Source organism: Halomonas aestuarii (assembly GCF_001886615.1).
Taxonomy (GTDB): domain Bacteria; phylum Pseudomonadota; class Gammaproteobacteria; order Pseudomonadales; family Halomonadaceae; genus Halomonas; species Halomonas aestuarii.
Genome location: NZ_CP018139.1, coordinates 3387588 through 3410746 on the forward strand (window position 1 = coordinate 3387588; position 23159 = coordinate 3410746).

Consider the following 23159-nt stretch of genomic DNA (forward strand, 5'->3'; position numbering starts at 1 on the left):
ACTCCTCTAGGCATAGCGCTTGAGCAGGTCGCTGAAGCCCTGGCCATAGCGGGGATGCCGACGACCATAGGCGAGAATGGCCTCCAGGTAACCCAGCTGGTGGCCGCAGTCGTAGGTCTTGCCGCGCATGCGGAAGGCGTCCACGCCCTCCTCGCGACGCAGGGTCTCGATGGCGTCGGTGAGCTGGATCTCGTTGCCGGCCCCCGGGGGCGTCTCGGCGAGCAGCGGGAAGATGCGACCCGGCAGGATATAGCGACCGATCACCGCAAGGTCGGAGGGCGCCTCGTCCACGGACGGCTTCTCGACCACTCCGGCGATCGGCCGCGACTCGCCGGGCCCCGGGATCTCGCCACCGGTATCGACGATGCCGTACTTGTGGACCAGCTCGTGAGGCACCTCCTCGACCATCAGCTGGCTGTGGTGGGTGGCCTCGTAGGAGGCGATCATGCCGGCCAGGTCGTTGGACTCGAGGCCCTCGTCGTCCACCAGCACGTCCGGCAGCAGCACGGCGAAGGCCTCGTCGTCGCCCACCACCGGGCGGGCACAGAGCACGGCGTGGCCGAGGCCCAGCGGTTCGGGCTGGCGCACGCTGATGATGTTGACGTCGGCAGGCACGATGGAGCGCAGCTCCTCGAGCAGGTCGGTCTTGCCCTTGGCCTCGAGGCTCGCCTCGAGCTCGAAGTGCTTGTCGAAGTGGTTCTCGATGGCGCCCTTGGTGCCATGGGTCACCAGCACGATGTCACGGATCCCGGCCGCCACGGCCTCCTGGACGACATACTGGATCACCGGACGATCGACGATGGTGATCATCTCCTTGGGAATGGCCTTGGAGGCCGGCAGACAGCGCGTGCCGAACCCGGCAACGGGAAGAACAGCCTTGTTGATCATGGTGCGGTCCCTGTCACGGTGTAAGGTGGGCCCGCCGGAAAGCGTGGGAATGCCCTCCGGCGAGCGGGTACAATGCCCCATGATACCGAACCCAGGCCGGCCTGACAGCGTGTCGGGTAGGCGACACCATGGAGAGAGCCGATGACTGCAAGCCACCCGGAAGCGGGCAACGTCGACCGGGCGGAGATCGCCAAGTTCGAGGCCCTGGCCGGCCGCTGGTGGGATCCGCTGGGCGAGTTCAAGCCGCTCCACGACATCAATCCCCTGCGCCTGGACTTCATCGATGCCCGGGCGGGACTGGCGGGCCGGCGCGTGCTGGACGTGGGCTGCGGCGGCGGCATCCTCGCCGAGGCCATGGCCCACCGGGGCGCCGAGGTCACCGGCATCGACCTGGGCGAGGCCCCGCTGGCCGTGGCCCGCCTTCACGCCCGGGAGCAGGGCGTGAGCGTCGACTATCGCTGCATCAGCGTCGAGGAGATGGCCGACGAATACCCCGGCGAGTTCGACGTGGTCACCTGCCTGGAGATGCTCGAGCATGTGCCCGACCCCGCCTCGGTGGTGCGCGCCTGCATGGCCCTGGTGAAGCCCGGCGGCCAGGTGTTCTTCTCCACCCTGAACCGCAATCCCAAGGCCTATGCCCTGGCGGTGCTCGGCGCCGAGTACCTGCTGCGCATGCTGCCCCGCGGCACCCATGACTACCGCCGCTTCATCCGGCCCTCGGAACTGGCGGCCTGGTGCCGCGAGGCGGGCCTCGAGGTGCGCGAACAGAGCGGCCTGGTGTACCACCCGCTGACCCGCCGATATTCCCTCTCGTCGAGCGATGTCTCGGTCAATTACCTGATGCACTGTCGCCGGGAGACGACGTGATGGCGCGACCCCGTCCCGTGGCCCTGCTCTTCGACCTGGATGGCACCCTGGTGGACACCGCGCCGGACCTGGCCCGGGCCACCAATGCCCTGCGCGACCACCACGGCCTGCCCGCCCTGCCCTATCCGCTGATCCGTGGCCAGGTCTCCAACGGTGGCAGCGCCCTGGTGACCCTGGCGCTGGGCCTCGAGAAGGAGGCCGAGGGGCACGATGAGGCCCGCCGTTTCCTGCTCGAGGCCTACGGCCAGGCGGTGGCCGAGGAGAGCCGTGTCTTCCCGCCGCTGGATCGGCTGCTGGACGAGTGGGCGGCGAGCGAACGCCGCTGGGGCATCGTCACCAACAAGCCCAGGGCCTATGCCGAGCCCCTGGTCAGGGCCCTCGGGCTACGTCCCGGCGCCCTGCTCTGCGCCGATGACCTGCCGGTCAAGAAGCCCGATCCCGAGCCCCTGCACGAGGCAGCGCGTCGCCTCGGGGCGACGCCGATCGACTGCTGGTACATCGGGGATCACCTGCGCGACATGCAGGCGGCCCGGGCGGCCGGCATGGCCGCCGTGGCGGTGGGCTATGGCTATATCGAGAAGGGCGACGACTACCGCCGCTGGCCGGCCGATCTATGGTTCGATACCGCCGAGGCCCTGGTGGAGGCCTTGCGGGAGGGCTAGACGGTCGCGGCAGGAAACTGAGGGAGTATCGTGAGGCCCCGGGCGGACGCGCCCGGGGCGTGATGCGGCGCGTTCAGCCCTGCTTCGGCGGCTGGGCGTCGAACGGCTCGCCGTTGTGGCCCTGGCTGTCGGGCCCCATCAGCCACAGGTAGGTGGGCATGATCTCCTCGGGGGTGCGCAGCGCCAGGGGATCCTCGCCGGGATAGGCGGCCTTCCTCATGGCGGTGCGCGTCGCGCCGGGATTCAGGCTGTTGACGCGCAGGGTGCCCAGGTGCTCGACCTCGTCGGCCAGCACCTGGACGAAGCCCTCGGTGGCGAACTTGGACACCGCATAGGCGCCCCAGTAGGCCCGTCCACGACGCCCCACGCTGGACGAGGTGAACACCACCGAGGCATCCGGCGACGCCTTCAGCAGCGGCAGCAGCGCCTGGGTCATCCAGATCGGTCCGTTGATGTTGACCTGCATCACCTGCTCCCAGAGCTCGGGATTGTACTGCTCGAAGGGGGTGATGCGGCCCAGCATGCCGGCGTTGTGCAACAGGCCGTCGAGGCGGCCGAACTCCTTGTCCAGGGTCTCGGCCATGTCATGGTAGTCCTTGAGCGTGGCCCCCTCGACGTTCAGCGGGAAGATCGCCGGCTGGGGTCCCCCGGCGGCCTCGATCTCGTCGTAGACCTTCTCCAGCTTGGCGATGGTTCGCCCGAGCAGGATCACGGTGGCGCCATGGCCGGCGAAGGCCAGGGCCGCGGCCCGGCCGATGCCGTCGCCGGCACCGGTGACCAGGATGATGCGGCCGTGGAGCAGGTCGGCCGCCGGCTGGTAGTCGATCTTGCAGGTCATCTCGGTTCCTCGATCCGTCAGTTGCCCGCCTGGCGCAGGAAGTCATCGGCAAGCCCCGCGGCACTGCTGTCGGGATGCTCCTCGCGCACCCGCTCGAGAAGGGCCCGGCTCTCCTCCGGCCGCCCGCGGCGCGCCTCGAGCAGGCCCAGCTTGTACAGCGCATCGGGCACCTTGCTGCTCTCCGGGAAGTCCTCGAGGACCCTCTGGAAGGCCGCCTCGGCCTCCTCCAGGTTCGACTCGGCCGAATGCAGCTCGCCCAGCCAGTAATAGGCGTTGGCGGTCAGGCGGCTGTCGGGATGCTCGGCGACGAAGCCCTCGAAGGCGGCGATGGCCTCGCCGAACTCCCGGGCCTGGACATGGGCGAAGGCGGCCTGGTAGGCCTGCTGGGTACCGGCATCGTCCCCGCTGGGAGAAGGGGCCTCGGCCACCTGGCGGGCACTCTCCTCGTCCACGGGCGGGGCGGCCTGGTCGACGCCGCTGCCTGCCGCCATCAGGCGGTCCTCGATGTCCAGGTACTGCTGGCGGGTCTGGCGGCGCAGCTGCTCGAGCTGATGGCGCAGCTCCTCCACCTGCCCGCGCAGCTGGCGGATCTCCTCCTGGTGCTCCTGGACCTGGTTGAAGATCACCAGGCTGCCGCCGGCCTCCTCGCGGGTCGCCGTCTGGCTGTAGAAGCCGCTTCCCCGGCTGCTCTCGGTCAGGTCCTCGATCACCGGCTGCTGCGCCAGGACGGGCGCCGCTACGGTCAGCGGGAGCACCAGGGCTCCCGCACCGCACAGTCTCTTCAGACCGTGTCTCATGGCTATCTCCCTCGGCGTGTCGGCCCGGCTCAGTATGCGAAGACGACGCGACGGTTCTGGGCGTAGGCCTGCTCGTTGGCGCCGCGCGCCGCGGGCCGCTCCTCGCCGTAGCTCACCACCTCGACCTGGGAGGGAGACACCCCCTGCACGTTGAGGTAGCGCTCGACGGCGCCGGCGCGCCGCTCGCCCAGCGCCAGGTTGTACTCGCGGGTGCCGCGCTCGTCGGTATGACCCTGCAGCATCACCGAGGCATTGGGGTTGGCGCGCAGGAAGCGGGCATGGGCGGTCAGCACCGGCTCGAACTCGCTGCGGATGGCGTCGCTGTCGTACTCGAAGTAGATGGTCCGGGTCTCCGGAATGCGACCCTCGGCATCGGCCATCTGGCCGGCACGGTCGCCGCTGACGCCGCGACCATCGGCGCTGCCGGTGGAGACGCCGCCGCGATCGCTGCCCGAGAGGCCGCCATCCATGGCGCCGTCCTGGCCGCCTCCCGTGCTGGAACAGCCGGCCACGACGGCCAGGGAGAGGGCGATGGCCAGGGTTCTGGCATAGGGCTTGAGCTGCATCATGAAACTCCTGTTGGGGGACATCAGTTCAGAAACGGTGACCACGCGGGTTCGCGGACATCACCCTGTGCCGCCGGCAGCCGGAAGGAGGCGCGCCCGTCGGCGGAGACCCCGCCCAGCACGCCGTTGCCTCCCTGCTGGGTGGCGAAGATTACCATGGTGCCGTTGGGCGCGACACTGGGGGATTCGTCCTGCCTCGAGTCGGTCAGGGCCACCAGGCGACCGCTCTCGAGGTCCTGTCGTGCCACCTGGTAGCCGTTGTTGCCGCGGTGGATCAGGAAGATCGCCTCGCCGTCCGGCGCGAAGCGGGCCCGGGCGTTGTAGTTGCCGGTGAAGGTGATGCGCTGCTCCTCACCGCTGCCGAGGTCACGGCGGTAGATCTGGGGCCCGCCGCTGCGATCCGAGGTGAACACCAGGCTGCGGCCATCCGGTGACCAGTCGGGTTCGGTCTCGATGCTGGAACCGGTGGTGATCCGCTCGAGATCGCGCGAGCCGATGTCCATCACGTAGATGTCGGGCTGGCCATCCTTGGAGAGCGACATCGCCAGGCGACGGCCGTCCGGGGACCAGGCCGGAGCGCTGTTCAGCCCCTCGAAGGAGGTGGCCCGCACCCGCCGGCCGGACGCGATCTCCTGAACGTAGATGGCCGGGCGCCCGGTCTCGAAGGAGACATAGGCCAGCTTGCCGGCATCCGGCGACCAGGACGGCGACATGATCGGTTCGTCGGACGAGAGGATCTGCTGGCTGTTGCGACCGTCGGCGTCGGCCACGTGGAGCGCATACTGGGTATTGTCGCCCACGCCCGTGGAGGTCACGTAGGCGATGCGGGTCGAGAAGGCGCCGCGGATGTCGGTGATCTCCTCGAAGATCTGGTCGCTCATGTAGTGGGCGGCGTCGCGAAGCCCCTGTCGCCCGGCGGTCACGGTCTCGCCGATCAGGCGACTCCCGCCGCTGACGTCCATCAGCTCGTAGCGGATCCGGTAGTCCTCGCCCTCTCGGCTGACCCGTCCCACCACGAGGTAGCGGACGTCCAGGGCGCGCCAGTCGCCGAAGCGCACCTCCTCGCCGGAGGCGGGGCGCGCGAACATGTCGCGCCGCGCCAGGGGCTCGAAGTAGCCACTGCGCTCGAGGTCATCGGAGACGATCTGCGCGATGTCCTGGGGCAGCGCCTCGCCGTCGGCCAGGGGGACCACGGCAATGGGGGTGGCGCGGTCGCTGCCGCGGGTGATCTCGATGGTCAGGTCGGCGGCCTGGGCCAGGCTGGTGAACAGCATCAGCATGGCGGCCAGCCAGGTGGTCTTCAGGACGTTCATCAGCGGATATCCCCCGGTCTGAATCGCAGATTGAATTGACGGTAGTCGCGTTGCGCCGCTGCGGGCAACTGGCGAAGCTCGGCGAAGGGCGCGGCGGCCTCCACGGCCTGGATCGCGGAGCGGTCGAAGGCCCGGTCGCCACTGCTCTGACCGATGGACGCCGCGAACAGCTCCCCCGAGGGTCCCAGCCGCACCGTGACCTCGGCCGCGGCGCCCGCCGGGGCATTGGGCGGAATCACCCAGGCCTGCTCCACCGCGCGGCGCACCAGGTTGATGAAGCTGTTGGCGGCCTCGGTGGCCTGGCGGGCGTTGGCGACGTTGTCGCTCTCCCCCTCGATGGCGCGATCCAGCCCCTGGCTCGCCGCCTCGGCAGCACGGCGTGCGGCCTCCTCGGCCTGGCGCTTGCGTTCGGCTTCCGCCTCGGCCTGGCGCTTGCGTTCGGCCTCCGCCTCGGCCTGGCGCTTGCGTTCGGCTTCCGCCTCGGCCTGGCGCTGGCGATCGGCTTCCGCCTCGGCCTGGCGCTGGCGATCGGCTTCCGCCTCGGCCTGGCGCTGACGTTCGGCTTCCGCCTCGGCCTGGCGCTGACGTTCGGCTTCCGCCTCGGCCTGGCGCTGACGTTCGGCTTCCGCCTCGGCCTGGCGCTGACGTTCGGCTTCCGCCTCGGCCTGGCGCTGACGTTCGGCTTCCGCCTCGGCCTGCTGGCGTTCGGCTTCGGCCTGACGGCGACGCTCGGCCTGGGCCTCGCGCTCCCGGGCCTGCTGCTCGGCCTCGGCGGCACGGCGAGCGGCCTCCTCCTCGGCTTCCCGGCGGGCCGCCTCGCGGGCCTCGGCCTCGGCCTGGCGCTGCCGTTCGGCTTCCGCCTCGGCCTGGCGGGCGGTTTCCTCGGCGTCTGCCTGGCGAGTCGCCTCCTCCTCGGCGCGCGCCGCGGCCTCCTCCTCGGCCTGTCGGGCCGCCGCCCGGGCCCGCGCCTCCTCGGCACGCTGGGCCTGATCGGTGGTGGTCTCGGTGCTCACCAGGGTCGCCTGGACGATGTTCGTGCTCGGCGGTTCGACCTTGTCCTCGGGGAAGCGCAGCACGCTGAGCACCAGGATCGCCAGGTGCAGGCCGATGGCGAGCAGCAGCGGCAGGCCATAGCCCACGCGTCGGTCATGTCTGGCCATGGGCGCTCCTCAACGGTCCCCGGGGGGCGGTTCCGAGATCAGCCCGACATTGCTCACCCCGGCCGTCTGCAGCGTGCTCATCAGGGTCACGACCTGGCCATAGGGGACGTTGCGATCTCCGCGCACCATCACCTGGGTGCCCGGCTGGCGGTCGAGCAGGATGATCACCCGCTCGCTGACCTCGTCCAGGCTGACCGGCGACTCGTCCCCGCCCAGGGAGATGAAGTACTGACCGTCCCGGTCCACCGAGACGACGATGGGGTCGCGGTCCTCGGTCTCCTCGATGGGTTCGGAGGTGACCTGCGGCAGGTCGACCTGCACGCCCTGGGTGAGCATGGGCGCAGTGATCATGAAGATCACCAGCAGCACCAGCATGACGTCGATGAACGGCACGACGTTGATTTCGCCCATCGGCTTGCGGCGCCCGGCACGATTGAAGGGTCCCAGCATGTCGGCCTCTCCCTCAGTCGGCGCCGGCGTCGGCCCGGCCCTGCAGGTTGCGGTGCAGGATGGAGTGGAACTCCTCGGCGAAATCCTCGTACTTGCCCAGCAGCCGGCCCGATTCGGCGGACAGCCGGTTGTAGAAGATCACCGCGGGAATGGCCGCGAAAAGGCCCATGGCGGTGGCGATCAAGGCCTCGGCGATCCAGGGCGCCACGGTGGCCAGGGTGGCCTGCTGGGCCATGGAGAGCGACTGGAAGGAGCCCATGATGCCCCAGACGGTGCCGAACAGCCCGATATAGGGGCTGGCCGAGGCGACAGTGGCCAGGAACACCAGGTGCAGGGTGAGGCGATCCTCTTCCCGGGACCAGGCCACGCGCATGCTGCGCTGGACGCCCTCGAGGATGGCCTGGGGGCTGCGGGTCTTGGCCATCAGGCGGTTGAATTCGCGGAAGCCGGCACGGAAGACATGCTCGGCGCCCTGGGTCTCCTGCTCGGCCGGCGTCTCGCGATAGAGCTCGTTGAGGTCGACGCCGGACCAGAATCGCTCCTCGAAGCGGCGGTGGGCCTTGCGGGCGCGACGCATCACGAAGGTGCGCTGGAAGATCACCACCCAGGACAGCAGGGAGCCGATCATCAGGATCAGCATCACCGCCTGCACCACGCCGCTGGCGTTCATGATCAGGTGGGGTATGGACAGGGAGTCGTTCACGGGCATCCTCGTCGGTCTTGGTCAGTCGTGACTGGGGAAAAGTGCGCTACTGGGGCGCCCGCTCGTGGGGCGCCAGGTCGAAGTGTTCCCAGGCCTGGCGGGTCACCACCCGGCCCCGGGCGGTGCGCATCATCAGACCCTGCTGGATCAGGTAGGGTTCGATGACGTCCTCGATGGTGTCGCGCTCCTCGCCGATGGCGGCCGCCAGGGAGTCGATGCCCACCGGGCCACCGTCGAACTTCTCGATCATCGCCAGCAGCAGGCGACGGTCCATGTGGTCGAGACCGTGATGGTCGACGTGCAGCATGTTCAGCGCCAGGTCGGCGATCTCGGCGTCGACCCGGCCCTCGGCACGCACCTGGGCGAAGTCGCGCACCCGGCGCAGTAGCCGGTTGGCGATGCGCGGGGTGCCCCGGGAGCGGCGGGCCACTTCCCGGGCGCCCTCGTGGTCGCTGTCGACCCCCAGCAGGCGCGCCGAGCGGGCGACGATCTCGGTCAGCTCGTCGATGCTGTAGAACTCCAGGCGCTGCACGATGCCGAAGCGGTCGCGCAGCGGCGAGGTCAGAAGGCCCGCCCGGGTGGTCGCCCCCACCAGGGTGAAGGGCGGCAGGTCGAGCTTGATCGAGCGCGCCGCCGGTCCCTCCCCGATGACGATGTCGAGCTGGAAGTCCTCCATGGCGGGATAGAGGATCTCCTCCACCACCGGCGAGAGCCGGTGGATCTCGTCGATGAAGAGCACGTCGCCAGGCTGCAGGTTGGTGAGCATGGCGGCCAGGTCCCCCGCCCGCTCCAGCACCGGCCCGGAGGTCGACTTGAGCCCCACGTCCATCTCCGCGGCGATGATGTTGGCGAGCGTCGTCTTGCCGAGCCCCGGCGGGCCGAAGACCAGAGTGTGGTCCAGGCTCTCCTCGCGGCCGCGGGCCGCGCTGATGAAGATGTCGAGCTGCTCGCGCACGCGGGGCTGACCGATGTAGTCGGTCAACCTCTTGGGGCGAATGGCATGATCGACACTGCCTTCCCCCTCGCGGGCGTCGGCGGCGATCAGGCGATCAGACTCGAGCATGGCGGCCACCCGGCGTCAGGTTGAAGGGTTGCGGCGACATCGGCTCATCCCGCCAGGCGGCGACTCAGCGCCGCCTTGATCAAGGCCTCGGTGGACTCGGCGTCCTCGAGGCCGACCAGCATGCGCGACGCCTCGGCGGGCTTGTAGCCGAGGCTGACCAGGGCCGCCTCCGCGTCGGCGACGGGATCAGCCGGGCCGGTCGACACGGTCCCGGTCGCGCCCTCCCCGCCGATGGGCAGCTCGCCCGGCTGCTCCCAGTGGGGGAAGCGATCGCGCATCTCGATGATCAGCCGCTCGGCGGTCTTCTTCCCCACGCCGGGCAGCCGGGTCAGCGCCTTGACGTCGTCGTCCATCACGCAGCGCACGAAGGCGTCCTCATCCATGCCGGAGAGGATGCCGAGGGCCAGCTTCGGACCGATGCCGTTGACCTTGATCAGGGCGCGGAACAGGGCACGCTCCTGCTCGCGGGCGAAGCCGTAGAGCAGGTGGGCATCGTCGCGGATGGTCAGGTGGGTATAGAGCGATACCGGCTCGCCGGTGCCGGGCATGGCCACCAGGGTGGTCATGGAGGCCTCCAGTTCATAGCCGACGCCGGCCACGTCCACCACCAGCCAGGGTGGCTGTTTCTCGAGCAGGGTGCCTCGCAGGCGTCCTATCATGGAAATTCGCTGTCCCTTGGGTTGGAGTCCTTCGCGGCCAGAGGGGCCGTCACCGAGCCACTATACTGTTCGTCCGGGCGGCTTGCCAGCCCGCGAGAACAGCGTTCGACAATCCCTGGGCGTCGCGACATGGCGACAGCCTCAGGGACGAAAATCCCGCCAGCCACTCCCCTTCCGGCGGCTCGCGTGGCCCCCGTAGCTGCCCTGGCTGAGCAGCCCCAGGCGGGCGTGGGCATGGGTGAGCGCGATGGCCAGGGCATCGGCGGCGTCGGCCTGGGGCGTGGCCGAGAGCCCCAGGATGGCCGTCACCATGTGCTGCACCTGGGCCTTGTCGGCGCTCCCCCCGCCGGTGACCGCCTGCTTGATCTGCCGCGGGCCGTACTCGCTGACCGGCAGGCCGTGGTTGGCGGCGCAGACGATCGCCGACCCGCGGGCCTGGCCGAGCTTGAGGGCGGAGTCGGCATTCTTCGACATGAACACCTGCTCGATGGCGAACTCGCCGGGCGCATGCACGGCGATCAGCTCGCTGACCCCGGCATAGACCTGGGCCAGGCGCTGGGCCAGGTCGTCGGCCTGGATGCGGATGCAGCCGCTGGCCACGTAGCGCGGCGTGGGGGTGCTGACGTCCAGCACCCCGTAGCCGGTGATCCGCGACCCGGGATCGATGCCCAGGATCAGCATCCGGACGGCTCAGTCGAGCTGGTCGAGGACATCGTCGTCGAACTCCGCGTTGGTGTAGACGTTCTGGACATCATCCAGGTCCTCGAGCATGTCGATCAAATTGACCACCTTGCGGGCCAGTTCCACCTCGGCGACGGGCGTGTAGCTGTCCGGGTACAGGCCGACGTCGCTGACCTCCGGCTCGATGCCCGCCGCCAACAGGGCATCCTTGACCCGGCCGAAGGATTCCGGCGTGGTGATGACCTCCAGGCCGCCCCCCTCGAGGGCCTGGATGTCCTCGGGCTCGGCCGCCAGCGTCGCCTCCATGGCGGCCTCCTCGGTCACGTCCTCGGGGAGCTGCAGTCGCCCCTGCTTGTGAAACATGAAGGCCACCGAGCCGCTGGTCCCCAGGTTGCCCCCATGCTTGTTGAAGGCGTGTCGCACCTCGGAGACAGTCCGGTTGCGGTTGTCGGTCATGCACTCCACGAGCATGGCCACGCCTTCCGGCCCGTAGCCCTCGTAGACGATCTCCTCCATCTCGTCGGCCTCGGCATGGCCGGCACCGCGATCGACCGCCCGCTGGATGGTGTCCTTGGTCATGTTGCTGCCCAGTGCCTTGTCGATGGCGGCGCGCAGGCGCGGGTTGTCGGCGGGATCGCCCCCGCCCTGGCGCGCCGCCACCGTGAGCTCGCGGATCAGCTTGCTGAAGATCTTGCCACGCTTGGCATCCTGGGCCGCCTTGCGGTGCTTGATGTTGGCCCATTTGCTGTGTCCAGCCATTCACCTCTCCTTGCCGTGGACATGACACCGGCGCCCTGGGGCGCCGGTGAGATGGTGCGGGGTCGGGATGCGAGGCCTACTCGCCGGCGGTTTCCGCCTTGGCCTTCTGGCGCAGGCGGATGTTGAGCTCCTTGAGCTGCTCGCTGCTCACCTCGCCCGGCGCCTCGGTCAGCAGGCAGGCCGCGCTCTGGGTCTTCGGGAAGGCGATCACCTCGCGGATGGTCTTGGCCCCGCTCATCAGCATCACCAGGCGGTCGAGGCCAAAGGCCAGGCCACCATGGGGCGGCGCGCCGTACTGCAGGGCGTCGAGCAGGAAGCCGAACTTCTCGCGGGCCTCCTGCTGATCGATGCCCAGCACCTCGAGCACGGTCTGCTGCATGGCATGATCGTGGATACGGATCGAGCCGCCGCCGAGCTCGGTGCCGTTGAGCACCATGTCATAGGCCCGCGAGAGGGCACCGGCCGGGTGGGACTTGAGGGTCTCGACGTCGCAGGACGGGGCGGTGAAGGGGTGGTGCAGCGCCTGCAGGCGGGCGTTGCCGTCCTCCTCGAACATCGGGAAGTCGACCACCCACAGCGGCGACCATTCGGCGGTGTAGAGGTCCAGGTCCTCGCCGAGGCGCACGCGCAGGGCCCCGAGGGCCTCGTTGACGATGCGGGCCTTGTCCGCGCCGAAGAAGATGATGTCGCCGTCCTCGGCGCCGACGCGGTCGAGCAGCTCCTCGACCACGCCTTCCATGAACTTGACGATGGGCGACTGCAGGCCCTCGAGGCCCTTCGCCCGCTCGTTGACCTTGATCCAGGCCAGGCCGCGGGCGCCGTAGATGCCGACGAACTTGGTGTACTCGTCGATCTCCTTGCGCGAGAGCGACGCCCCGCCGGTGACCTTCAGCGCGGCCACGCGACCGTCGTCGGCGTTGGCAGGCCCCGAGAACACCTTGAAGTCGACGTCCTTCATCAGGTCGTCGACGTCGGTGAGCTCCAGCGGGATGCGCAGGTCCGGCTTGTCGGAACCGAAGCGGCTCATGGCCTCGGCATAGGGCATGCGCGGGAAGGCCGGCAGCTCGACGTCCAGCACCTCCTGGAAGAGCTGGCGGATCATCGCCTCGGTGATCCCCATGATGTCCTCCTCCTCGACGAAGGAGGCTTCGATATCGATCTGGGTGAACTCCGGCTGGCGGTCGGCGCGCAGGTCCTCGTCGCGGAAGCACTTGGCGATCTGGTAGTAGCGATCGAAGCCGGACACCATCAGCAGCTGCTTGAAGAGCTGAGGGGACTGCGGCAGGGCGAAGAAGCTGCCCGGGTGGGTGCGGCTCGGCACCAGGTAGTCCCGGGCGCCCTCGGGGGTGGCCCGGGTCAGGATCGGGGTCTCGATGTCGAGGAAGCCCTGTTCCTCGAGGAAGGCGCGCACATTGTGGGAGATGCGCGAGCGCAGGCGCAGCTTGTCGATCATCTCCGGGCGACGCAGGTCGATGTAGCGATGCTTGAGGCGCACCTCCTCGCCCACCTTGCCATGCTCGTCGAGCTGGAACGGGGGCGTGGCGGCGGTGTTGAGGACCTCGACCTCCTTGGCCAGCACCTCGATCATGCCGGTGGGCATGTTGGGGTTCTGGGTGCCCTCGGGGCGCAGCCGGATCCGGCCCTGGATGCGCAGCACATACTCGCTGCGGGCGCGGTCGGCATTGGCGAAGGCCTCGGCGGTATCGGGGTCCACCACGACCTGGGCGATGCCATCGCGATCGCGCATGTCGAGGAAGATGACGCCCCCGTGGTCACGCCGGCGATGTACCCAGCCGCACAGGGTGACCGTCTGGTCCACCAGGGTCTCGTTGAGCTGGCCGCAATAATGGCTGCGCATGTCGTATCCTGTTCCGTTGCATGAAATGGTGAAAGAGGCGGCGCGGGCGGCTCAGGCGACCGCCCCGTCCTTGCCGGGGGTCGCGGCGGGCTTGCTGCTGTCGGCCTTGCCGCCCTCGCTGCTGGCGGGCTTGCCCCCCTCGCCGCCGCCGGCCAGGTTCTTCTTGCTGCCGGTCTTGAAGTCGGTCTCGTACCAGCCGCCGCCGGCCAGGCGGAAGCCCGCCGCGGACACCAGGCGGTTGAGCTCGGCCGCCTGGCAGGCCGGGCAGTCCGTCAGCGGCTCGGCGCTGATCTTCTGAAGCTTCTCCAGGCGGTGGCCGCAGGCCTTGCACTCGTATTCGTAGATGGGCATGGTTTGATCACTCCCGATGGTCTGACATCACCCATGGATCAAGCGCGGCCAGGGCATCCGCCGCGTCACGCTTCCGTTATGCGATATAGGGCCGGCCCGCGGATTATCCAAGCCTGCCTTGAAAGCCGGCTATTATAGCCTGTCGCGCCGTGCCAGGCCCAGCCCCGGCACGGCCTGTCATCCGTCGCGCCTGCATCGACAAGGAAAATCCAATGAAAGCCGTCATTCTCGACGCCGCCAGCCTGGGGCCAGACATCGATCTGACCGCGATCCGCCAGCACCTCGACGCCCTGGACGTGCATGACCAGAGCACCCGCGAGCAGGCCGCCGAGCGGCTTGCCGGCGCCGAGGTCGCCATCGTCAACAAGGTGGTGCTCGACGCCGACACCCTGAAGGCCCTCCCCGGGTTGAAGCTGATCTGCGTGCTGGCCACCGGCACCAACAACATCGACATGGCCGCCGCCGAGCGCCTGGGCATCGAGGTGCGCAACGTCACCGCCTACGGCACCGCCAGCGTGGCCCAGCACACCCTGATGCTGATGCTCGCCCTGGCCACCCGCCTGCCCCGCTACCAGCATGACGTGGCCGAGGGTCGCTGGGCCGAGAGCCCCTTCTTCTGCCTGATGGACCACACCACCCTGCAGCTCGAGGGCAAGCGCCTGGTGATCGTCGGCCAGGGGGAGCTGGGCTCGAAGGTGGCCCGCCTCGCCCAGGCCTTCGGCATGCATGTCGACTTCGCGGCCCGCCCGGGCAACGAGGCACACGACAGCCGGCCGGGCCTGCGCGAGCTCGCCCCCGAGGCGGACGTGATCAGCCTGCACTGCCCGCTCACCGAGGCCACCCGCCACCTGGTCGACGCCGCCCTGCTGGCCACCCTCAAGCCCGGCGCCCTGCTGATCAACTGTGCCCGGGGCGGGATCATCGACGAACAGGCGGCCCTGGCGGCGCTGCGCGAGGGACGCCTCGGGGGGCTCGGGGTCGACGTCCTGCCCAGCGAGCCGCCTCGTGACGGACACCCGCTGCTCGATGCCCTGGAGGAGCCGCTCAACCTGATCGTCACGCCCCACAACGCCTGGATCACGCCCGAGGCACGCCAGCGCATCGTGAGCCTGACCGCCGACAACCTGAGCCACTGGCAAGCCGACTGATACCGGGAAGACGACATGCTGCACAATTTCGGGTCCATCAACCTCGATCACTTCTATCGCGTGAGCCACCTGGTGCGCCCCGGCGAGACCCTGGCCAGCCGCGACTATCGCGTCGGGCTCGGCGGCAAGGGCGCCAACCAGTCGCTGGCCATGGCCCGCGCCGGGGGCCGGGTCAGCCACTGGGGTCGCCTCCACCACCAGGACGCCTGGGCCAGGGAGCTGCTCGGCCAGGCCGGGGTGGAGGTCGCCGGCGTCACGCTGGTGGACGCCCCGAGCGGGCACGCGATCATCCAGGTGGACGACCACGGCGAGAACGCCATCATCCTCTTCCCCGGGGCCAATCACGGCTTCGACGAGGCGGACCTGGAGGCACGGCTGGCCGCGACGCGCCCCGGCGACTGGCTGCTGGCCCAGAACGAGACCAACGCCCTGCCCCAGGTGCTGGAGCAGGCCGCGGAGCGGGGGCTTCACGTCGCCTTCAACCCGGCACCCATGGGCGCCGAGGTCATGAGCCTGCCCCTGGAGCGCTGCGCGCTGCTCTTCGTCAACCGCGGCGAGGCCGCCTGGCTCGCCGGCGTCGACGAGGCGGCCGCCCCCGAGGCGCTGCTGGAGGGCCTGGCCCGACGCCTGCCGGAGACCGATACCGTGCTGACCCTGGGCGGCGAGGGCGCCTGGTTCCAGGGCGGCGGGCAGCGCCACTTCCAGCCGGCCCTGTCGGTGACCCCGCGCGACACCACCGCCGCCGGCGACACCTTCATCGGCTACTACCTGGCGGCGCTCCAGGAGGGGCAAGGCGTCACCGACTGCCTGACCCTCGCCGCCACGGCCGCCGCCCTGGGCGTTCAGGTCGAGGGTGCCGCCGAGAGCATTCCCCCCCGCGACGAGGTCGAGCGCGCCCTGCGCGACGGTCCCGTCACCCGCTGACCCGTCCGCCCCCGATGCCGCTGATGCATTTGTATTCAAGGAAAGGAGCCACACCGTGTCGCATCCGATCATCTTCGATACCGACCCGGGCGTCGACGACGCCCAGGCCATCGCCATCGCCCTGCGCCATCCCGAGATCGACCTGCTGGGCCTGACCACCACCTACGGCAACGTCGACGTGGAGACGGCCACCCACAATGCCCTGCTGCTGTCAGAGCTGGCCGGACGGGAGATCCCCGTCGCCCAGGGGGCCGCGGGGCCGATGGTCAAGGACCGCCATCCGCCGCCCGCCCACATCCATGGCGCCAACGGCCTGGGGGACATCGCGCTGCCGCCGGTCAAGGGCAAGGCCGAGGCGGTCAGCGCCCCGCAGTTCATCGTCGACACGGTGAATGCACGCCCCGGCGAGGTCACCCTGGTCGCCGTCGGCCCGGTGGGGAACCTGGCCGCGGCCCTGCAGCTGGATCCGGGCATCATCGACCGGGTCAAGCGCGTGGTGATCATGGGTGGCTCGATCCGCGAGGGCGGCAACGTCACCCCGGTGGCCGAGGCCAACATGTTCAATGATCCGGACGCCGCGGCCCGGGTGCTGACCGCCGGCTGGCCGCTGACCCTGGTCGGCCTGGACGTCACCCACCGATGCGTGCTCACCGATGCGCACATGACCCGCATCGAGGCCGGCCAGGGGGAGCTCGGCAAGGTGCTGGCGGGGAGCTTCGCCTTCTACCGGGACTTCTACCGCGAATTCCTCGGCATCGACGGCTGCTGCCCCCATGACAGCTGTGCCCTGGCCTGGCTGCTGCGCCCGGAACTCTTCACCACGGCCCGCGGCCACCTGACCGTGGCGACCGCCGGCGATGCCGAGGGCCAGACCATCTTCGCCCCCGAGGGTCGCGGCTTCATCGAGTCGCGCTGGTCGCGCACCCCGCTGGTGGAGGTCTGCCTGGGCGTCGACGGGGACGCCGTCAGCGAGTGGATCGCCGACACCCTGGCCTGATCCCTCCGGCCTCCCCGCACGGGGCAGGCAGTGAGCCGACGCCGGCCTTCCGGCGTCGGTTTCTGGTACATATCGCCCCGGCGGGCTAGGCGGTGCGGAAACCGTCCGGGACGTGGGTCTCGATCACCTCGAACTCCACGTGGGTGACCCGAGCCCCGTCCGGCCCCTTCCAGAGCCACTCGGCGAGCCGCTTGACCGCCTCGCGCTCGCCGCACATCAGCACCTCCACCCGGCCGTCCGGCAGGTTAATCGCATGGCCGGTGATCCCGGCCTTGAGGGCCTGCTCCTGGGCCGCCCGGCGGTACCAGACGCCCTGCACCTTGCCGGTCACCAGCGCCTTCGCGCAGCACGTGTCCATGGCCATCTCCTGATCATCGCGAACGGTGTCGCCCTCCTTTCTACCAGCACGGTCGCCCTGGCGACCAGTCCCTCGCCACTTCCCGTCAGGAGGCCGATGCCCTAATCTTGTCGGTATCCCCGGACGCTTCACGGCCACAAGCCGGCCGCGGCCGAGGATCGCCCTACCCGGGCAGACTCCAACACAAGAATCATCCTCACGAGGGACTACGCCATGCCGGTCTTCGACCACCCCGAGTTCGACCATCACCAGCAGATCGTCTTCGGCAGCGACGAGGCGAGCGGGCTGCGCGCCATCATCGCCCTGCACGACACCACCCGCGGCCCGGCCCTGGGCGGCCTGCGCATCTACCCCTACGCGAGCGACGCCGAGGCCTTGACCGACGTGCTTCGCCTCTCCCGCGGCATGTCCTACAAGTCGGCCCTGGCCGACCTGCCCCTGGGCGGCGGCAAGGCGGTGATCATCGCCGATCCCCGCCGCGACAAGACCCCCGAACTGCTGCGCGCCATGGGCCGCCTGGTGGACTCCCTGGGCGGGGCCTACATCACCGCCGAGGACTCGGGCACCAGCGAGGCGGACATGCGCCACATCGCCGAGGCGACCGACCACGTGGGCGGCCTCCCCCGCCACGGGCAGGCCTCCGGCGACCCCTCGCCCTTCACGGCCTGGGGCGTGTTCTGCGCCCTGAAGAGCGCCGTGCGACACCGCCTCGGGCGGGACGACCTCGCGGGCCTGCGCGTGGCCATCCAGGGCGTCGGACACGTCGGCGCCCACCTGGCGAAACACCTCCACGAGGCCGGGGCCCGCCTGGTGCTGACCGACGTCGACAGCGCCGCGCTGTCCCGTCTCGCCGAGGAAGTCGGCGCCGAGACCGTCGCACCCGAGGCGATCGCCGATGCCGAGGTCGACGTCTTCGCGCCCTGTGCGCTGGGCGCCGCCCTCTCGGCGGACGTGGTCGAGCGCCTGAGGGCCAGGGTGGTCTGTGGCGCCGCCAACAACCAGCTCGCCACCCCGGAGATGGCCGAGCGCCTGATGGCCCGCGGCATCCTCTACACCCCGGACTACGTGGCCAACGCCGGCGGGGTGATCGAGATCGCCTGGCAGCGCCGGGACGACTATGCCCGGGACGATGTCATGGCGCATATCGAGGGCATCGGCGCCACCCTGGACGAGATCTTCGCGCGGGCCGAGCGCACGGGGCAGAGCCCCGCCACCGTGGCCGACGACCTGGCACGGGAGCGTTTCCGTCCCGCCGGCTGATCCCGCAGTGACTACGATGCAGAAGGCCGGCGATTGCCGGCCTTCCTCGTGTTCGCGGGCAGGAGGCGGTTCAGGTCTCGACGAGCTCGTGGTGCTCGAACAGCTCGTGGCGCACCAGCACCGCGGAGTTGCGGGGCAGCACGGTCCGCCCACGGGCCAGCAGGTGGCACTTGGTGAAGGCGGCTCCGAACAGCAGGATCAGCGAGCTGTAGTAGACCCACAGCAGGATCATCACCACCGAACCGGCCGCGCCGTAGGTGGAGGCCGTGGCCGTGTAGGCCAGGTAGATGGCGATGCCCCAGCGACCGATGGCGAACAGCACGGCGGTGACCACGGCGCCGACCATCACGTCCTTCCAGCCCAGCACCACGTCCGGCAGCACCTTGAAGATGGTGGCGAAGAGCGCGGCGATCACCGCCAGCGACACCAGGAACTCGGCCACTCGGGTCAGCATCCCGACGAAGGGCACGATGTCGTTCCCCACCTGCAGCAGGGCGCGAACCGCCACACCGAGCACCAGCGACACCAGCATGATGAAGCCGATGGCCAGCACTACGGTGAGCGACAGCAGGCGGTTCTTGATGAACTTCAGCGCGCTGTTGCTGCTGGGACGCGCCGTGACCCCCCATAGGGTGTTCAGCGAGAACTGCATCTGGGCGAAGACGGTGGTCGCACCGACCAGCAGCGCCCCGACCCCCAGCATCGTCGGCAGCATGCCGGATTCCTGGATGCGCGACTGGGCGACCGCCTGCTCGATGGCGGCAGCGGCGTCGTGCCCCATGGTGTCCTGGAGCTGGGCGACGATCTGGCCCTGGGCGGCCTCCTCCCCGAGCACCATGCCGATCACCGTGACCGCGATGATCATCGTGGGGGCCAGCGAGAAGAGGGTGTAGAAGGCCAGCGAGCCGGCATAACTGAAGGCGTTGCGCTCCAGCCAGAGTCGAATGGCGGCGTGTACCACCCCCCACCAGAACAGCACCGACTGCCGGATCATCGTCATGTTGTGCTTGATCACCCTGTCCCCCACGTCCCAGCCGTTTTTTGTTCAGCATACCCGAATGGACGCCGTGCCGCCGAGGCCGGCCACGATTGCAGCGGCCAACGGGCCTGACCATAATGGCCTCCCTGCCCGTCCCACCGCCCGCCAGGAGCCTCCATGACCGCACGACCGGACGACGACAGCCCTGCCGACTTCGACTGTCTGGTGTTCATCGGCCGCTTCCAGCCCCCCCACCTGGGCCACCTGGCGGTGATCCGCGAGGCCCTGCGGCACGCCCGCCAGGTCATCGTGCTGGTCGGCTCGGCCTGGCAGGCGCGCTCCCTGCGCAACCCCTGGCGCTACGAGGAGCGCCTGCGCATGCTGCGCAGCGCCTTCGAAGAGGAGGAGAATGACCGGCTGAAGGTCGTGCCGCTGCTCGACGCCCTCTATAACAACGACGTCTGGGTGCGCGACGTGCAGCGCAAGGTACGCGACATCGCCAGCCCCGAGCATGCGCGGCTGCCGCGCATCGGGCTGATCGGCGCCAGTCGCGGCCAGTCCAGCTACTACCTCTCGCTGTTCCCCCAGTGGGAATCGGTGAGCGTGCCGCTGGTGGAGGGCATCTCGGCCCACCGGATCCGTGAGCGGTTGTTCCGCTCGGCCGCCTCGGCCGAGGACTACCTGAGCACCCACGCGATCCATGACCTGCCCCCCGGCGTGGTGGCGAGGATCCGGACCTTCCTGGATGAGCCCCCCTACGGACAGCTGGTGGAGGAGCAGCGCCTGCTCGATCAGTACCGTCAGGCCTGGTCCCAGGCGCCCTACCCGCCCATCTTCGTCACGGTCAACGCCGTGGTGGTGCAGTCGGGCCACGTGCTGCTGGTGAGGCGGACCGCTGCGCCGGGCAAGGGCCTCTATGCGCTGCCGGGGGGCTTCATCAGCCCCCATGAGCGCCTGATGGATGCCTGCCTGAGGGAGCTGCGGGAACGGGTACGCCTCAAGGTGCCGGAGGCGGTGCTCAAGGGGTCGCTGAGGGGCCAGCGCCTCTTCGACGAGCCCCATCGCAGCTGGCGGGGACGGACGCTGGCTGAGGCCTTCTACTTCGCCCTGCGACCGGACCAGCAGCTTCCCCAGCTCAAGCCGGTCAAGGGCGGGGACCACGCGCGCTGGGTCCCCCTGGCCGACCTCGATCCCGAGAGCCTGTTCGAGGATCACTTCTTCATCATCCAGGACTTCCTGGGGCTGCCGGCGGACTTCGGCGGCCGCTAGCGGGCCCGCCCCGACGGGGCGGGAGAGCGGAGGGTATCGTCAGGCCTGGAGACTGGGGATTGCCGTCAGGCCTGGAGAAAGTCCCGGGGCAACTTCATCATCTGCCGCCACAGCTTCTCGACGCCCGGCTTGTGCACCAGCGAGCAGCGGTAGAGGCGGATCTCCAGGGGCACGTCCCACTTCTCGGCGCCGGCCCTCACCAGACGGCCGTCCTTGAGCTCCTGGCGGATGCAGAAGTCGGGGATCCAGGCCATGCCCATTCCCTGCATCACCATGCCCTTGAGCCCCTCGGCCATGGCCGTCTCGTAGACGGTGCGCAGGCGCATGCGCACCGGGTCGTTCTTGAGCAGCATCCGCACGCTGCGCCCCAGGAAGGCCCCCTGGGTATAGGCGAGATAGGGGATCGACTCCCGGCCCTCGAGGGTGAAGCGCGGCCGGCCCTGCTCGTCGGGCAGGCAGACGGGCAGCATGTTCACCTGGCCGATGGAGAAGGAGGGGAAGACCTCGGCATCGAGCTGCATGCTGGCATAGGGGTCGTAGTAGGCCAGCATCAGGTCGCAGTTGCCCTCGCGCAGCACATGGATCGCATCCCCCACGTTCATGGCCACCAGCCGGGTGGGCAGCTCGCCCAGGCCCTGCTGCAGCCGGGAGATCCACTGCGGATAGAAGCTCAGGGCCAGGGAGTGGGCGGCGACAATGTCCAGCGCCTCGTTGGCCATGGCCAGCCCCCGCAGGTGGCCGAGGCTCTCGTTGAGCTGCTCGACGATGTTGCGGGCGGTGACCAGGAAGAGCTGCCCTTCCGGGGTCAGGTCCACGGGCGTGGTGGAGCGATCGACCAGGGTCACGCCGACGGCCTGTTCCAGGGAGCGGATGCGGCGGCTGAAGGCCGGCTGGGTGACATGCCGCTGGCGCGCCGAGGCAGAGAAGCTGCGCGTGCTGGCCAGGGCCACGAAGTCTTCCAGCCACTTGGTCTCGAGGTTCACCGCCACTCCCCAGGATGTCTGCATGCCCGCCCCCGATGGGGAGCCTTCGAAGCACGCTAATGTACCCCAGCGGGCTCCGGGACCCAAGCCGGATCACTGGATCGGCGAGAGCAGGTAGGCCGCGCGGGAGAGCAGCTTGCGCCATAGCGGACGCCGGGTGAACTCCTCCAGGGTCACGCGGCGGCAGTCGCTGAAATCCTGCTCGAGCATGGCGCTCACCTCTCCCGCGAACTGCCGGTCGGGCACCACGGCGGTGATCTCGAAGTTGAGGCGGAAGGAGCGGTTGTCGAGGTTCACCGTGCCGACGCTGGCGGCGACATCGTCGATCAGCATCACCTTCTGGTGCAGGAAGCCCGGCTGGTAGCGATAGACCCGGACCCCGGCGCGCAGCATGTCGGGCAGGAAGGAGAAGGCCGAGAGGAAGACCAGCAGGTGGTCGGGGCGCTCCGGCATCATGATCCTCACGTCCACCCCGCGCATGGCGGCCAGGCGCAGGGCATCCTGGACGCCCTGGTCGGGCACGAAGTAGGGGCTGGTCAGCCAGAGCCGCTCATGGGCGCTGTGGATGATGTGCTGCACCAGCAGGCTCGCCGTCTCCTGGCGATCGGCCGGCCCCGACGGCACGATCACCACGTTCTGGCTGTGGCTGGGGGACGGCACGGGCGTCCAGGTCAGCGAGATCATCTCGCCGGTGGCCCAGTGCCAGTCCTCCCAGAAGGCCTCCTGAAGGCCCAGTACGCTGGGGCCGCTGAGCTTGAGGTGGGTATCCCGCCAGTGGCCGTGGCGCGGGTTGTGGCCCAGGTACTCGGTCCCGACGTTGAAGCCCCCGACCCAGCCCTCGCGCCCGTCCACCACCAGCACCTTGCGGTGGTTGCGGAAGTTGAGCTGGAAACGATGCTTCAGGCCCCGGGAGGAACGGAAGGCGCTCACCTCCACCCCGGCCCCGCGCAGGTCGCGCAGGTAGCGCTCGGGCAGGCTGTGGGAGCCGATCTCGTCATACAGGAAGCAGACCCGCACCCCCTTCTCGGCGGCCCGCTGCAGGCGGTGCTTGAGCTCGAGGCCCAGGGCGTCGTCGCGCACGATGAAGAACTGGACGAGGATGTAATCCTCTGCGGCCTCGATGCCGGCGAAGAGGCTGTCGAAGGTCGCCTCTCCATCGATGAGCAGCTCCACCCGGTTGCCCCGGGTCAGGGGCATCATGGCGAGCTGCTCCACCGCGCGAATGTCGGCGTCATTGCTGGCCGACAGATAGGGCACGAAGCGGTCGCGATAGCGGTGCAGCTGGCGGCGCAGCACGCTGTCGCGTTCGCCGCGGGCCAGCACGTAGCCGTAGAAGCGCGGCCGGCCGAAGATCCAGAAGGCCGGCACCGCCAGGTAGGGCATGGTCAGCAGCGAGATGATCCAGGCGATGGCGCCCTGGGAGGTGCGGCTTGACATCAGGGCCAGCACGGCCGAGAGGATGCCCAGCAGGTGGATCAGGAAGATCGCCAGGCCGATCAGCCAGGAGGTCATGGTCGCATCCCCGTTCCGTGGGACGACGGCGAGGCCGTCCGTAAAAACAATGCCCTAACGCACCCGTCCAGCATACCCCCAAAACGGCGACGGCCCCACCACAGGGCGGGGCCG

General features: G+C 69.5%; 25 protein-coding genes. 7 read left to right on the forward strand and 18 right to left on the reverse strand.

Features of this window, described 5'->3' with window-relative positions:
* Positions 1–6: 6 nt before the first annotated feature.
* On the reverse strand, positions 7–888 hold the full coding sequence (gene galU, locus BOX17_RS15780; RefSeq protein ID WP_071946254.1) for a UTP--glucose-1-phosphate uridylyltransferase GalU: 882 nt from the start codon (positions 886–888) through the stop codon (positions 7–9).
* 141 nt (positions 889–1029) lie between these two features.
* Between galU and ubiG the strand changes: the two genes are divergently transcribed.
* Together ubiG and BOX17_RS15790 are read left to right on the forward strand one after the other, a co-directional pair.
* The gene (gene ubiG / locus BOX17_RS15785) at positions 1030–1755 is read left to right on the forward strand and encodes a bifunctional 2-polyprenyl-6-hydroxyphenol methylase/3-demethylubiquinol 3-O-methyltransferase UbiG (RefSeq protein ID WP_071946257.1); all 726 of its coding nucleotides are present in this window, start codon (positions 1030–1032) and stop codon (positions 1753–1755) included.
* Positions 1755–2417, forward strand: a complete 663-nt coding sequence (locus tag BOX17_RS15790) for an HAD-IA family hydrolase (RefSeq protein ID WP_071946259.1) — start codon at positions 1755–1757, stop codon at positions 2415–2417. The genes ubiG and BOX17_RS15790 overlap by 1 nt, the downstream gene beginning before the upstream one ends.
* Before the next feature lie 73 nt (positions 2418–2490).
* Here the strand turns inward: BOX17_RS15790 and BOX17_RS15795 are convergent, their stop codons facing one another.
* The 13 genes from BOX17_RS15795 to BOX17_RS15855 form a co-directional block, all read right to left on the reverse strand.
* Positions 2491–3255, reverse strand: a complete 765-nt coding sequence (locus BOX17_RS15795; protein WP_071946261.1) for a YciK family oxidoreductase — start codon at positions 3253–3255, stop codon at positions 2491–2493.
* Between the two features lie 17 nt (positions 3256–3272).
* Positions 3273–4052, reverse strand: coding sequence for a tol-pal system protein YbgF (gene ybgF, locus BOX17_RS15800; RefSeq protein WP_071946263.1), 780 nt, complete (start codon positions 4050–4052; stop codon positions 3273–3275).
* Between the two features lie 29 nt (positions 4053–4081).
* Positions 4082–4618, reverse strand: coding sequence for a peptidoglycan-associated lipoprotein Pal (pal, locus tag BOX17_RS15805; RefSeq protein ID WP_071946265.1), 537 nt, complete (start codon positions 4616–4618; stop codon positions 4082–4084).
* A gap of 23 nt (positions 4619–4641) precedes the next feature.
* Entirely contained in the window at positions 4642–5931 is a 1290-nt protein-coding gene (gene tolB, locus BOX17_RS15810) for a Tol-Pal system beta propeller repeat protein TolB (protein WP_071946267.1), read from the reverse strand.
* On the reverse strand, positions 5931–7091 hold the full coding sequence (gene tolA / locus BOX17_RS15815) for a cell envelope integrity protein TolA (protein WP_071946269.1): 1161 nt from the start codon (positions 7089–7091) through the stop codon (positions 5931–5933). Before tolA ends, tolB begins: the two co-directional genes overlap by 1 nt.
* A 9-nt stretch (positions 7092–7100) precedes the next feature.
* The gene (gene tolR, locus BOX17_RS15820; RefSeq protein ID WP_071946270.1) at positions 7101–7541 is read right to left on the reverse strand and encodes a protein TolR; all 441 of its coding nucleotides are present in this window, start codon (positions 7539–7541) and stop codon (positions 7101–7103) included.
* A 13-nt stretch (positions 7542–7554) separates the two neighbouring features.
* On the reverse strand, positions 7555–8244 hold the full coding sequence (tolQ, locus tag BOX17_RS15825) for a protein TolQ (protein WP_071946951.1): 690 nt from the start codon (positions 8242–8244) through the stop codon (positions 7555–7557).
* Positions 8245–8290: 46 nt separating this feature from the next.
* Positions 8291–9307, reverse strand: a complete 1017-nt coding sequence (ruvB, locus tag BOX17_RS15830) for a Holliday junction branch migration DNA helicase RuvB (protein ID WP_071946271.1) — start codon at positions 9305–9307, stop codon at positions 8291–8293.
* 44 nt (positions 9308–9351) lie between these two features.
* Positions 9352–9966: a Holliday junction branch migration protein RuvA gene (ruvA, locus tag BOX17_RS15835; RefSeq protein WP_071946272.1), complete on the reverse strand. Its 615-nt coding sequence runs from the start codon at positions 9964–9966 to the stop codon at positions 9352–9354.
* A gap of 141 nt (positions 9967–10107) precedes the next feature.
* Positions 10108–10647 carry a crossover junction endodeoxyribonuclease RuvC gene (gene ruvC, locus BOX17_RS15840; RefSeq protein WP_071946273.1) on the reverse strand — a complete coding sequence of 180 codons (540 nt, stop codon included), beginning with the start codon at positions 10645–10647 and terminating at the stop codon, positions 10108–10110.
* Between the two features lie 9 nt (positions 10648–10656).
* On the reverse strand, positions 10657–11406 hold the full coding sequence (locus tag BOX17_RS15845) for a YebC/PmpR family DNA-binding transcriptional regulator (protein WP_071946274.1): 750 nt from the start codon (positions 11404–11406) through the stop codon (positions 10657–10659).
* Between the two features lie 76 nt (positions 11407–11482).
* Positions 11483–13264, reverse strand: coding sequence for an aspartate--tRNA ligase (aspS, locus tag BOX17_RS15850; protein ID WP_071946275.1), 1782 nt, complete (start codon positions 13262–13264; stop codon positions 11483–11485).
* 51 nt (positions 13265–13315) lie between these two features.
* On the reverse strand, positions 13316–13615 hold the full coding sequence (locus BOX17_RS15855) for an FmdB family zinc ribbon protein (protein ID WP_071946277.1): 300 nt from the start codon (positions 13613–13615) through the stop codon (positions 13316–13318).
* A gap of 212 nt (positions 13616–13827) precedes the next feature.
* On the opposite strand from BOX17_RS15855, the gene BOX17_RS15860 reads away from it, so the two are divergent.
* From BOX17_RS15860 to BOX17_RS15870, 3 genes are read left to right on the forward strand one after another with little or no spacing between them, the layout of a single operon-like run.
* On the forward strand, positions 13828–14763 hold the full coding sequence (locus BOX17_RS15860) for a D-2-hydroxyacid dehydrogenase (RefSeq protein ID WP_071946278.1): 936 nt from the start codon (positions 13828–13830) through the stop codon (positions 14761–14763).
* Between the two features lie 15 nt (positions 14764–14778).
* Positions 14779–15687: a ribokinase gene (locus BOX17_RS15865; RefSeq protein WP_071946279.1), complete on the forward strand. Its 909-nt coding sequence runs from the start codon at positions 14779–14781 to the stop codon at positions 15685–15687.
* 55 nt (positions 15688–15742) lie between these two features.
* Complete coding sequence (locus BOX17_RS15870) at positions 15743–16684, forward strand: nucleoside hydrolase (protein WP_071946280.1); 942 nt, start codon at positions 15743–15745, stop codon at positions 16682–16684.
* A gap of 85 nt (positions 16685–16769) precedes the next feature.
* On the opposite strand, the gene BOX17_RS15875 is transcribed toward BOX17_RS15870, so the two are convergent.
* Positions 16770–17042, reverse strand: a complete 273-nt coding sequence (locus BOX17_RS15875) for an acylphosphatase (protein WP_071946281.1) — start codon at positions 17040–17042, stop codon at positions 16770–16772.
* Between the two features lie 213 nt (positions 17043–17255).
* Between BOX17_RS15875 and BOX17_RS15880 the strand changes: the two genes are divergently transcribed.
* Positions 17256–18302, forward strand: coding sequence for a Glu/Leu/Phe/Val family dehydrogenase (locus BOX17_RS15880; protein WP_071946282.1), 1047 nt, complete (start codon positions 17256–17258; stop codon positions 18300–18302).
* 70 nt (positions 18303–18372) lie between these two features.
* Here BOX17_RS15880 and BOX17_RS15885 read toward each other — a convergent pair whose 3' ends face one another.
* Positions 18373–19296: a YihY/virulence factor BrkB family protein gene (locus BOX17_RS15885; protein WP_071946953.1), complete on the reverse strand. Its 924-nt coding sequence runs from the start codon at positions 19294–19296 to the stop codon at positions 18373–18375.
* Between the two features lie 162 nt (positions 19297–19458).
* On the opposite strand from BOX17_RS15885, the gene BOX17_RS15890 reads away from it, so the two are divergent.
* Entirely contained in the window at positions 19459–20550 is a 1092-nt protein-coding gene (locus BOX17_RS15890; protein ID WP_071946283.1) for a bifunctional nicotinamide-nucleotide adenylyltransferase/Nudix hydroxylase, read from the forward strand.
* A 65-nt stretch (positions 20551–20615) separates the two neighbouring features.
* Here the strand turns inward: BOX17_RS15890 and BOX17_RS15895 are convergent, their stop codons facing one another.
* Positions 20616–21533 carry a LysR substrate-binding domain-containing protein gene (locus BOX17_RS15895; RefSeq protein ID WP_071946284.1) on the reverse strand — a complete coding sequence of 306 codons (918 nt, stop codon included), beginning with the start codon at positions 21531–21533 and terminating at the stop codon, positions 20616–20618.
* 93 nt (positions 21534–21626) lie between these two features.
* Positions 21627–23045, reverse strand: a complete 1419-nt coding sequence (gene cls / locus BOX17_RS15900; RefSeq protein ID WP_071946285.1) for a cardiolipin synthase — start codon at positions 23043–23045, stop codon at positions 21627–21629.
* Positions 23046–23159 lie beyond the last annotated feature (114 nt).

What these genes read in the sequence shown, in the direction of transcription:
- BOX17_RS15845 (WP_071946274.1), bottom strand. Translation starts at nt 11,406, where the DNA reads ATGGCTGGACACAGCAAATGGGCCAACATCAAGCACCGCAAGGCGGCC.
- BOX17_RS15795 (WP_071946261.1), bottom strand. Translation starts at nt 3,255, where the DNA reads ATGACCTGCAAGATCGACTACCAGCCGGCGGCCGACCTGCTCCACGGC.
- galU (WP_071946254.1), bottom strand. Translation starts at nt 888, where the DNA reads ATGATCAACAAGGCTGTTCTTCCCGTTGCCGGGTTCGGCACGCGCTGT.
- cls (WP_071946285.1), bottom strand. Translation starts at nt 23,045, where the DNA reads ATGACCTCCTGGCTGATCGGCCTGGCGATCTTCCTGATCCACCTGCTG.
- BOX17_RS15865 (WP_071946279.1), top strand. Translation starts at nt 14,779, where the DNA reads ATGCTGCACAATTTCGGGTCCATCAACCTCGATCACTTCTATCGCGTG.
- BOX17_RS15885 (WP_071946953.1), bottom strand. Translation starts at nt 19,296, where the DNA reads ATGATCCGGCAGTCGGTGCTGTTCTGGTGGGGGGTGGTACACGCCGCC.
- tolB (WP_071946267.1), bottom strand. Translation starts at nt 5,931, where the DNA reads ATGAACGTCCTGAAGACCACCTGGCTGGCCGCCATGCTGATGCTGTTC.
- BOX17_RS15890 (WP_071946283.1), top strand. Translation starts at nt 19,459, where the DNA reads ATGACCGCACGACCGGACGACGACAGCCCTGCCGACTTCGACTGTCTG.
- BOX17_RS15875 (WP_071946281.1), bottom strand. Translation starts at nt 17,042, where the DNA reads ATGGACACGTGCTGCGCGAAGGCGCTGGTGACCGGCAAGGTGCAGGGC.
- ybgF (WP_071946263.1), bottom strand. Translation starts at nt 4,052, where the DNA reads ATGAGACACGGTCTGAAGAGACTGTGCGGTGCGGGAGCCCTGGTGCTC.
- BOX17_RS15880 (WP_071946282.1), top strand. Translation starts at nt 17,256, where the DNA reads ATGCCGGTCTTCGACCACCCCGAGTTCGACCATCACCAGCAGATCGTC.
- tolR (WP_071946270.1), bottom strand. Translation starts at nt 7,541, where the DNA reads ATGCTGGGACCCTTCAATCGTGCCGGGCGCCGCAAGCCGATGGGCGAA.
- ruvC (WP_071946273.1), bottom strand. Translation starts at nt 10,647, where the DNA reads ATGCTGATCCTGGGCATCGATCCCGGGTCGCGGATCACCGGCTACGGG.
- tolA (WP_071946269.1), bottom strand. Translation starts at nt 7,091, where the DNA reads ATGGCCAGACATGACCGACGCGTGGGCTATGGCCTGCCGCTGCTGCTC.
- aspS (WP_071946275.1), bottom strand. Translation starts at nt 13,264, where the DNA reads ATGCGCAGCCATTATTGCGGCCAGCTCAACGAGACCCTGGTGGACCAG.
- BOX17_RS15790 (WP_071946259.1), top strand. Translation starts at nt 1,755, where the DNA reads ATGGCGCGACCCCGTCCCGTGGCCCTGCTCTTCGACCTGGATGGCACC.
- BOX17_RS15855 (WP_071946277.1), bottom strand. Translation starts at nt 13,615, where the DNA reads ATGCCCATCTACGAATACGAGTGCAAGGCCTGCGGCCACCGCCTGGAG.
- BOX17_RS15860 (WP_071946278.1), top strand. Translation starts at nt 13,828, where the DNA reads ATGAAAGCCGTCATTCTCGACGCCGCCAGCCTGGGGCCAGACATCGAT.
- ubiG (WP_071946257.1), top strand. Translation starts at nt 1,030, where the DNA reads ATGACTGCAAGCCACCCGGAAGCGGGCAACGTCGACCGGGCGGAGATC.
- pal (WP_071946265.1), bottom strand. Translation starts at nt 4,618, where the DNA reads ATGCAGCTCAAGCCCTATGCCAGAACCCTGGCCATCGCCCTCTCCCTG.
- ruvB (WP_071946271.1), bottom strand. Translation starts at nt 9,307, where the DNA reads ATGCTCGAGTCTGATCGCCTGATCGCCGCCGACGCCCGCGAGGGGGAA.
- ruvA (WP_071946272.1), bottom strand. Translation starts at nt 9,966, where the DNA reads ATGATAGGACGCCTGCGAGGCACCCTGCTCGAGAAACAGCCACCCTGG.